The organism is Collinsella sp. HCP3S3_D1, from assembly GCF_052064015.1.
In the GTDB taxonomy this organism is placed as follows: domain Bacteria; phylum Actinomycetota; class Coriobacteriia; order Coriobacteriales; family Coriobacteriaceae; genus Collinsella.
Window position 1 is genome coordinate 72,830 of sequence record NZ_JBQHWK010000011.1, and the last position, 9,314, is coordinate 82,143.

Here is a 9,314-nt window from a genome sequence, read left to right on the forward strand (position 1 = left end):
TGATGCGTGCGGCTCGGAGAAGCGCTGTCGGTTTGATGATGGGGAGATGGGCCTGGTGGTTAAGGCGCTCAAGATTGAGATATTCCTGCTAAGCATGATTGTTCTTATCGGGCTTGCCGTGCGGAGCCGTCGCTCCTTGTTCTCGAGCACCCAGCAGCTATTGTTTAGCATGCTTGGCTACACCTCTGCCGCGTACATATTCTTCGATATGATCTGGGTGCTATTGGATGGTGTGGACGGCACGTTGGGCATTGCTGTCAACTGGATTTCCAACGCGGTTTCGTTTTCGCTCTTTGCCATCGTGTGTCTCATTTGGTTTATCTATTCCGAGACGGTGCAGGGTTCTCGCCTTTTGGCCTCGCGCTATAGGGTGGTGCTTGTAGCGTCGCCTACGGTTCTGGTGGTCGTGCTGGCGTTTACCAGTTACTGGACGCACGCCCTGTTCTATATCGATTCGCAGGGCGTGTATAGTCGCGGCTCTGCTTATATGATCCAGCCCATTGTCAGCTACTGTTACGTTATACATACGTCCCTACATGCGTTTGTGCAGTCTCGCAGGGTCGAGAGCCTGCAGACGAAGACCATCTATCGAACCTTGGCATTTTTCGCCATTCCGGCCCTGGTGGGCGGTACCTTTCAGGTTGTATACTCGTTGCCCGGTCTTTGTGTCGGCATAATGATTAGCATATTGCTGCTCTACATTGTCTTCCAGGAGCAGCTCATCTCGACCGACCCGTTGACTGGCCTCAACAATCGCAACCGTTTTGAGACCTATATACTGTCGCTCTTCTCAAATGTGGATCAGGCCGAAGACGTTTATCTGCTTGTGATGGACGCCGACGGCTTTAAGCAGATTAACGACCGCTATGGACATGTGGAGGGCGACCATGCTCTTCAGGTCATATCCGCTGCGCTCAAAGAAGTCTGCTCGGCGTCTGGTAGCTTTATCGCGCGTTATGGCGGCGATGAGTTCGTGGTGCTTCAAAAGGCGATAGCGGAGCAGGATATCTTGCATCTGTGCGCGGCAATCAACGACGAGCTCGCGCGCGCCGAGGTTCCGTATCTGTTGCGGATGTCCATCGGCTACGCACGGGTTGGTGATGGCGTCGATACCTGGCAAGACTTGCTCCGTGCTGCCGACGCGGAGCTCTACCGCGTAAAGCGCGAGAAGAAGAAAGTCGGCGTCCAGATACGCTAAAAAAGGGGGGCGCACGACCGTTGCGATGGTCGTGCCCCCCTTCTGCGCTTTCGGGGACTAGTATCGGCTGTCGAAGATGCGCCTCGTCTTTTTCTCGGAGCGCGGCAGCTCACCAGGCGCGGCGTGGCATCGCCATGGTTTTCGATGGGGTTAAACGCGTCTGCGGCCTTGCCGCTGGAGTAGGCGTCTGCAATCTGCGGCAGGCGCTCGTTAACCTCGCCATGGGCGGCAAACGAACGGCGCGGGAAGATAACCCATTTGGGATCCTTCTCAAAGGTGCCAGCGGGATGTGCGACGGTATGCTCGGGTACCTCCAAATAGGTTGAGGCGTGACATACGCGGGTGGTGGGGCGCACGATAACGGGCGTATGGTAGCGCTCCGAGATTTCAAATGCCTCTTGCATCATCGCGTAACCCTGCTCCAGATTTTGCGGATCGAGCACGGGGATCTTCGCAAATGCGGCAAAGCGGCGCGTATCCTGCTCGGTTTGAGAGGAGATGGGGCCGGGATCATCGGCAACAAACAGCACCAGACCGCCCTTGATGCCCACGTAGTTGAGGCTCATGAGCGGGTCGGAGGCAACGTTTAGTCCAACTTGTTTGCAGGTAAAAAGGCAGCGCGCTCCTGCATACGATGCACCTGCCAGCACCTCGAGCGCGGCTTTTTCGTTGGTCGACCACTCGACGTGGACACCCTCGGCACTACCTTGGGCCTTGAGTTTGGCAACTGTCTCGACAAGTTCCGTCGACGGCGTGCCCGGGTAGCCGGCGACCACGCGAACGCCCGCCGCAAGCGCGGCATACGCAAAGGCCTGGTTTCCCATAACCAGTTTCTTATGCATCTGCATCCCCTCGATGTCGCCGGCGCGTTACGGCAAGGCGGCGTTTGCCGCCGCGACTCGGTACGAAATCAACGAGATACAGTGTGCTCCATTAAGCTAAAGTGAGAGCTGCCCTTTTCAAAACGGGGTGGTTTGTTAGGCCTTTTTAGGTTTGTTGACAATGATGATGCCACTGCAGACCAAGAGCAGGGCCACAATTACGGTAACGGGGCTCGTGCCAGCGCCCTCTCCGAGCAACAACGCGCTCAACAGCACGCCAAAGACCGGGTTCATAAAGCCAAAGACCGAAACGCGGCTAACGGGGTTGACGGCGAGTAGGCGGGACCACAGCGAGTACGCGACGGCGGAAATGAGCGCCATATAAATGATGAGCGCGATGGCGGGGGCGATTTCGGTGGGGAATAGCGCGCCGCCCATCAAAAACCCGATGGCGGTAAGGACCAAACCGCCGACCAAAAACTGCCAGCCGGCGAGCAAGACGCCGTCATGCTCGCGCGAGAAGATGCCAATGAGGCAGGTCGACAGGGCGCCCGCAATAGTGGAAGCCAATATAAATCCCTCGCCGTCGAGTGTAAAGCCAAAGGTGCCGTCCGCACCCGAAAGGTTGACGAATGCGACGCCGGCAAAGCCCAGTACGCAGCCGAGTACCTTGGTCGCATCGAGCTTTTCGGTGCGAAACGCCAGAGCGGCAAAGAGGATGGCGAGGAAGTTGGCGCTGGCCTCGATGATGGAACTCGACATGGCGCTGGCGCGCGAGAGTCCCAGGTAGAAAAAGAAGTACTGCCCGATAGTCTGGAAGAGCGACAAGATGCAGATGGGCTTAATGTCGCGAGCCTGTGGAACGAGTGGGCAGCGCTGGGCCGCGCTCATCCCAACGATAACCAGGGCGCCGGCAAGCGTGAAGCGCAAGCCCGCAAAGAGCAGCTGCGAGGCGCTATCGTGCGCGGGGATGCCAAAGAGCTCATAGCCGATCTTGATGCAGGGGAAAGCCGACCCCCAGAGTGCGCAGCAGACGAGGCAGCCCAGGATGAGTCCGGGCAGGGTGGCGAGATACGGCTTGCGGCTTTCCATGATGTCCTTCCTGTATGCGCGAAGTAAAAAAGAACCCGCCACCGGGTGTGCCGGTGGCGGGTGTTGTTACCCGAGGGGATTGTACCCGATGGGAACGTATTTAAGCGAAGTAGGCTACGCCGCTCTCAAAGATCGGCATGAACTTATCGCCGGGGACATGCTCGGGCACGTTGCGGTACAGGTTGTCGCCGCGACGCTCGGCATGGCCCATCTTGCCCAGGACGCGGCCGTCGGGGCTCGTGATGCCCTCGATGGCGAGCGCGGAGCCGTTGGGGTTGACGGAGAGATCCATGCTGGGCTTGCCATCCTCGCCCACGTACTGCGTGGCGACCTGGCCGTTGGCGATCAGCTGGGCGAGCACTTCATCGTTGGCGACAAAGCGGCCCTCGCCGTGGCTGATGGCGACGGTGTAGGGGTCGTCCAGACTGCACTGCGACAGCCACGGGGACAGGTTGGACGAGATGCGGGTGCGCACCAGACGGCTCTGATGGCGACCGATGGTGTTGAAGGTCAGCGTGGGCGCATCGGGCGTGGCGTCGACGATGTCGCCGTAGGGCACCAGGCCGAGCTTGATCAGGGCCTGGAAGCCGTTGCAGATGCCCAGCATCAGGCCGTCGCGGGCCTTGAGCAGGTCGCGGACTGCCTCGGTGACCTCGGGAGCGCGGAAGAACGCCGTGATGAACTTGGCGGAGCCGTCGGGCTCGTCGCCGCCCGAGAAGCCGCCGGGAATCATGACGATCTGGCTTGCACGGATGCGGCGGGCGAGCTCGTGGGTGCTCTCGGCGACGGCCTCGGGCGTGAGGTTGTTGATCACGAAGGTGTCGGCCTCGGCGCCGGCGGCGCGGAAGGCGCGGGCGCTATCGTACTCGCAGTTGTTGCCGGGGAACACAGGGATGATCACGCGCGGGCGGGCGATCTTGGCGCCGCCGTACACGTGGATATCCTTGGCGCGGAAGTCGATGGCCTCGACCTCGGGGGTCTCGCCGGCGCTGCGGTAGGCGAAGACGCCTTCGATACCGCTCTCCCAGGCCTCCTGGAGCTCGGCGAGCTCGATGACTTCGGAGCCGGTGTCGATGACATAGCCCTCGACGGTGGTACCCAGGGGCTCGACGACAACGCCGTCGGCGACCTCGGGCAGCTCGGCGTCCTCGGCGAGCTCGACGATAAAGCTGCCGTAGAGCGGGGTGAAGAGGCTCTCCACGTCCACATCTTCGGCAAGCTCGATACCGATCTGGTTGCCGACGCACATCTTAAAGAGGCTCTCGGCGCCGCAGCCGTAGCCGGGCGTGGAGACGGCCAGGGCGTCGCCGGTAGCGGTGAGCGCCTCGACGGCGTCAAACGCGGCGAGCAGCTGCTGGGCATCGGGGCGGTAGTCCTCGCCATAGGTGGCGGGGGCGATGCGAACGACGCGGTGCGTGAGGCCCTTAAACTCGGGGGAGACGGCGCGGGCGGCACGGCCCACGGCGACAGCGAAGCTGATCAGGGTCGGCGGAACGTTGAGCTCGCCGGCCTCGTCCTCAAACGAGCCGCTCATGGAATCCTTGCCGCCGATGGCGCCGGCACCCAGGTCGACCTGGGCCATAAGGGCGCCCAGGACGGCTGCCATGGGCTTGCCCCAACGTTCGGGCTCGGTGCGCAGGCGCTCAAAGTACTCCTGGAAGGAGAGGTAGGCGCGCTTGTGCTCAAAGCCGGCGGCAACGAGCTTGGCGATGGACTCGACCACGGACAGGTAGGCGCCTGCAAACTGGTCGGCCTCCATCAGGTAGGGGTTGAAGCCCCATGCCATAGCGCTCGCCGTGGTGGTCTCGCCGTCCACGGGGAACTTGGCGACCATGGCAGAGCTCGGGGTGAGCTGCGTCTTGCCGCCAAAGGGCATGAGCACGGTAGCGGCACCGATGGTGGAGTCGAAGCGCTCGGAAAGGCCCTTGTTGGAGGCGACGTTGAGATCGGTGACAAGCGAGGTCATGCGCTCGGCAAGCGTGGTGCCGGCCCAGCTGGGTTGCCACACGCTACGGGCACACACGTGGGCGACCTGGTGCTTGGGTGCGCCGTTGGAGTTGAGGAACTCGCGGGACAGATCGACGATGGCGACGCCGTTCCAGGCCATACGCATGCGCGGCTCGGCGGTAACCTCGGCGATGACGGTCGCCTCCAGGTTCTCCTCGGCAGCATAACCCATGAACTCCTCGACGTCACCGTCGGCGACGGCGCAGGCCATGCGCTCCTGGGACTCGGAGATAGCGAGCTCGGTTCCGTCCAGGCCGTCGTACTTCTTGGTCACGGTGTCCAGGTCGACATACAGGCCGTCGGCAAGCTCGCCCACGGCGACCGAGACGCCGCCGGCGCCAAAGTCGTTGCAGCGCTTGATCAGGCGGCAGGCGTCGCCGCGGCGGAACAGACGCTGCAGCTTGCGCTCGACCGGGGCGTTGCCCTTCTGGACCTCGGCACCCGAGGTTTCGATGGAATCGGTGTTCTGGGTCTTGGAGGAGCCGGTGGCGCCGCCGATGCCGTCACGGCCGGTGCGGCCGCCCAGCAGGATGATCTTGTCGGTGGGGGCGGGGCACTCGCGACGCACGTGGTTTGCCGGGGTGGCGCCCACGACGGCGCCGACCTCCATGCGCTTGGCCACGTAGCCGGGGTGATAGAGTTCGCTGACCTGACCGGTGGCAAGGCCGATCTGGTTGCCGTAGCTGGAGTAGCCGGCGGCAGCGGTGGTCACGAGCTTGCGCTGCGGCAGCTTACCCTCGAGCGTCTCGGAGACCGGGACGGTGGGGTCGCCGGCGCCGGTGACGCGCATGGCCTGGTACACATAGCTGCGGCCAGAGAGCGGGTCGCGGATGGCGCCGCCCACGCAGGTGGCGGCACCGCCGAAGGGCTCGATCTCGGTCGGGTGGTTGTGGGTCTCGTTCTTAAACAGGAACAGCCAGTCCTGGTCCTCGCCGTCGACATCGACCTTCACCTTGACGGTGCAGGCGTTGATCTCCTCGGACTCGTCGACATCGGTCATGACGCCGGTCTTCTTAAGGTACTTGGCACCGATGGTGCCCATGTCCATGAGGCAGACGGGCTTGGCGTCGCGACCGAGCTCGTGGCGCATCTCCATATAGCGGTCGAAGGCCTGCTGTACCACGGCGTCATCGATTGTCACGTCGTCCAGGACGGTACCGAAGGTGGTGTGGCGGCAGTGGTCGGACCAATAGGTGTCGATCACGCGGATCTCGGTGATGGTGGGGTCGCGGTCCTCATCGCGGAAGTACTGCTGGCAGAAGGCGATGTCCGCCTCGTCCATGGCAAGGCCGCGCTCGGAGATAAAGGCGGCAAGGCCGGCCTCGTCGAGTTCGCGGAAGCCGTCGAGCACCTCGACGGGCTGGGGCTCGGGGGTCTCCATGTACAGCGTCTCGGGTAGGCCGAGCGAGGCGATGCGGGCCTCGACGGGATTCACCACGTAGTGCTTGATGGCCTCGATGGCGGCTTCGTCCAGAGCGCCCGAGATCATATAGACCTTGGCGGAGCGCACGGCGGGGCGCTCGCCCTGGCTGATGAGCTGCACGCACTCGCTGGCGGAGTCGGCGCGCTGGTCAAACTGGCCAGGCAGGAATTCGACAGCAAAGACGGCGCCATCGCTTGCGGGGAGTTCGTCGTAGGTCACATCGACCTGGGGCTCGCTAAAGACGGTCGGCACGCAGGAGCGGAAAAGCTCCTCGTCGATGCCCTCGACGTCGTAGCGGTTGATGATCCTCAGGGCCTCGATGCCCTTGATGCCGAGAATTTCGGTCAGCTCGCCCTTGAGCTGCTGAGCCTCGACGTCGAACCCGGGTTTCTTCTCCACGTAAATACGAGAGACCATTGGTTCCTGCCTTCCTGATCGGTTGGGCGTACGGTGCGGTATGCGGCAGCGGTCGGTTTGCGGGACAAGCCTCGCGGTCGCCTTGAGCCACATGTTTGTAAACGTCACTATGATACGACAGCTCATGGCGTATTGAGGACGGCGAGGGTGCTACAGTGAAGCGCAAACAAGAGAAAGGCATCACATGGCATTCGTTTCGCTCGCTATCATCGCGCTTGTGGCTTTCGCAAGCCCCTTTATCGCATCGGCGATTCCCGGAAAGCCCGTTCCCGAGACGGTCTTTTTGCTCGTGTTCGGCGCGGTGCTGGGACCTCATATGCTCGGCGTCATCCATGTAGATGCCGAGGTCTCGCTTGTGTCCGAGCTCGGTCTGGCCTTTTTGTTCCTGCTTGCCGGCTTTGAGATCGACCCCAAGAACATCACGGGCGTCGAGGGACGCTACGGTATGGCGACGTGGGTCGTCACGTTTGGCATCGCCTGGCTTGCCGTGCGCTTTACCCCGTGGTTCTCGGTCAGCCATTTCGACGGTATCGCCGTGACGCTGGCGCTCACTTCGACGGCGCTCGGCACGCTCGTGCCCATCATGCGTGAGCGTTCGCTGACCGGCACGCGTGTGGGTGACTCCATCCTTGCCTATGGCACGTGGGGAGAGCTCGGTCCCGTGCTTGCCATGTCGGTGCTGCTCTCCGCTCGTACTGGTATCCAGACGCTCGTGATCCTTGGCTTGTTTGCACTGGTCTGTGTGCTGTTGGCCGTGGTTCCGAGCCGCTCCAAGCGCGTCGGCAGCCGCTTCTTTGCGTTTGTCGAGGAACGGGCCGACACGACGTCGCAGACGTTCGTGCGCCTGACGGTGCTCATCCTGGTCACACTCGTGGCATTTTCCGCCATCTTTGACCTCGACATCGTGTTGGGCTCTTTTGCCGCTGGCTTTGTCCTGCGCTATATCATCCCCGAGGGCAACCATACGCTCGAGACCAAGCTCGATGGCCTGGCCTATGGCTTTTTGATTCCGGTGTTCTTTACCGTGTCAGGCGCAAAGATTGACCTGACGGCCGTGGCGTCGCGCCCGGGTCTGCTCGTGGGCTTTATCGCGGCGTTGCTGATCATTCGCGCCGTGCCGATCCTTGTCTCTATGAGCATTTGTCCCGCGACACGTGACGTTTCGGCGTATGGCCGCATTACCGTGGCCCTGTACTGCACTACGGCCCTGCCGATCATCGTTGCCGTGACGAGTGTGGCCGTCAACGCAGGCGCGCTGTCGCAAGACGTCGCCTCGGTTATGGTAGCCGCCGGTGCCATCACGGTGTTCTTGATGCCGCTGCTCGCGCAGCTCTTCTATCGCGTGGTCGATGCCGCGCCGGCCACTGCCGTGGCAGAGGTCGCCGAGCACCCTGCCGACGCACTCGATATCCTGCGCGCTCACCACGACCTAGCGAGCCTGCTCGCGCGCGAGCATGAGCTTTTGACCTCGCATGGCCATGGGCGTTCGCTCGACGGCATACCTACCCTTGATTCCATTGCTGACCGCCTCTCGACCGAGGCGGCAAGCGGCCACATCGATGCCCGTATCGTGGACGCCGCTCATTTGCTGGCTGAGAAGACCTATGGCGACGAGATCGACCCGTCCAAGCTGACTCCGCGTGAGCGCCGCCGCCTGGAGCGCGCCAAGCTCGCCGTGCGCGAATACCGCCGCCGCATGCTGGAGCTCTACGCGCGCGATGAAGCCCAGGACGACGACGGCAAATAACGAGATGCTTCCCCTAGGGGAAGCCGCGTCCCGCTTTAAAGACCCGAAACGGGACGCAGTTTCCGCATCGGCCCCCATCGGGAAGTCACATCCCAGAATGGACGGGGACTGCGGACGATTTCCTGGACCGCTAAATCGCGGCCATCCCCAGCGACGACCGGTAGTCGTCCGGTGTCGCGCCACCGAGCGCGTCGCTTGCCCGCTCGGAGTTGAAGCGCCCTATCCACGCGCCGAGGGCCTCGATGAACTCCCCGGGCGACCAGCCGGACCAGTCCCTCCCGTGGAAGAACTCCTTCTTGAGCAGGCCGAAGAAGCCCTCCATCGCGGCGTTGTCGGGGCTGCAGCCCTTGGCCGACATGCTCCTGACCAGGCCGTTCCGCTCGCATATCGATATCCAGCCCGGCCAGCGGTAGTGCACGCCGCGGTCGGAGTGGATCACGGGGCGCTCGCCGGGCGCCAGCCGGGAGCACGCGTCCGACAGCGTCGAGTTCGCGAGGTCGGCGTCCGGGCGCTCGCCCGTGTTAGCGCTAATCTAAAATTGACCACTTTCGCAAACGCATCTCGCCGAATGCGCTAACGCGCTTTCGCCGGCCCCGCTAACGTACTTTC

General features: G+C 62.6%; 6 protein-coding genes. 2 read left to right on the plus strand and 4 right to left on the minus strand.

What is annotated here, in order from left to right; genetic code table 11:
* Window positions 1-46: 46 nt before the first annotated feature.
* On the plus strand, window positions 47-1,198 hold the full coding sequence (locus ACTNDJ_RS05460) for a diguanylate cyclase domain-containing protein (protein ID WP_441048476.1): 1,152 nt from the start codon (window positions 47-49) through the stop codon (window positions 1,196-1,198).
* Here the strand turns inward: ACTNDJ_RS05460 and ACTNDJ_RS05465 are convergent.
* From ACTNDJ_RS05465 to ACTNDJ_RS05475, 3 genes are all read right to left on the minus strand, one after another.
* Window positions 1,195-2,040, minus strand: coding sequence for a hypothetical protein (locus ACTNDJ_RS05465; RefSeq protein WP_441048475.1), 846 nt, complete (start codon window positions 2,038-2,040; stop codon window positions 1,195-1,197). The two genes, ACTNDJ_RS05460 and ACTNDJ_RS05465, sit on opposite strands and share 4 nt — an antisense overlap.
* 135 nt (window positions 2,041-2,175) lie before the next feature.
* On the minus strand, window positions 2,176-3,111 hold the full coding sequence (locus ACTNDJ_RS05470) for a DMT family transporter (protein ID WP_427728283.1): 936 nt from the start codon (window positions 3,109-3,111) through the stop codon (window positions 2,176-2,178).
* Window positions 3,112-3,211: 100 nt separating this feature from the next.
* The gene (locus tag ACTNDJ_RS05475) at window positions 3,212-6,958 is read right to left on the minus strand and encodes a phosphoribosylformylglycinamidine synthase (protein WP_441063731.1); all 3,747 of its coding nucleotides are present in this window, start codon (window positions 6,956-6,958) and stop codon (window positions 3,212-3,214) included.
* A 184-nt stretch (window positions 6,959-7,142) separates the two neighbouring features.
* Between ACTNDJ_RS05475 and ACTNDJ_RS05480 the strand changes: the two genes are divergently transcribed.
* On the plus strand, window positions 7,143-8,705 hold the full coding sequence (locus ACTNDJ_RS05480) for a cation:proton antiporter domain-containing protein (RefSeq protein ID WP_427794183.1): 1,563 nt from the start codon (window positions 7,143-7,145) through the stop codon (window positions 8,703-8,705).
* Window positions 8,706-8,835: 130 nt separating this feature from the next.
* Here ACTNDJ_RS05480 and ACTNDJ_RS05485 read toward each other — a convergent pair whose 3' ends face one another.
* A complete protein-coding gene (locus ACTNDJ_RS05485) occupies window positions 8,836-9,144 on the minus strand; it encodes a transposase (RefSeq protein ID WP_441063733.1) in 309 nt (102 codons plus the stop codon).
* Window positions 9,145-9,314: the final 170 nt, after the last annotated feature.

Bases quoted from the DNA above. Each gene is read 5' to 3' on its own strand.
- ACTNDJ_RS05460 (WP_441048476.1), top strand. From the start codon at position 47: ATGGGCCTGGTGGTTAAGGCGCTCAAGATTGAGATATTCCTGCTAAGC.
- ACTNDJ_RS05480 (WP_427794183.1), top strand. From the start codon at position 7,143: ATGGCATTCGTTTCGCTCGCTATCATCGCGCTTGTGGCTTTCGCAAGC.
- ACTNDJ_RS05470 (WP_427728283.1), bottom strand. From the start codon at position 3,111: ATGGAAAGCCGCAAGCCGTATCTCGCCACCCTGCCCGGACTCATCCTG.
- ACTNDJ_RS05465 (WP_441048475.1), bottom strand. From the start codon at position 2,040: ATGCATAAGAAACTGGTTATGGGAAACCAGGCCTTTGCGTATGCCGCG.
- ACTNDJ_RS05475 (WP_441063731.1), bottom strand. From the start codon at position 6,958: ATGGTCTCTCGTATTTACGTGGAGAAGAAACCCGGGTTCGACGTCGAG.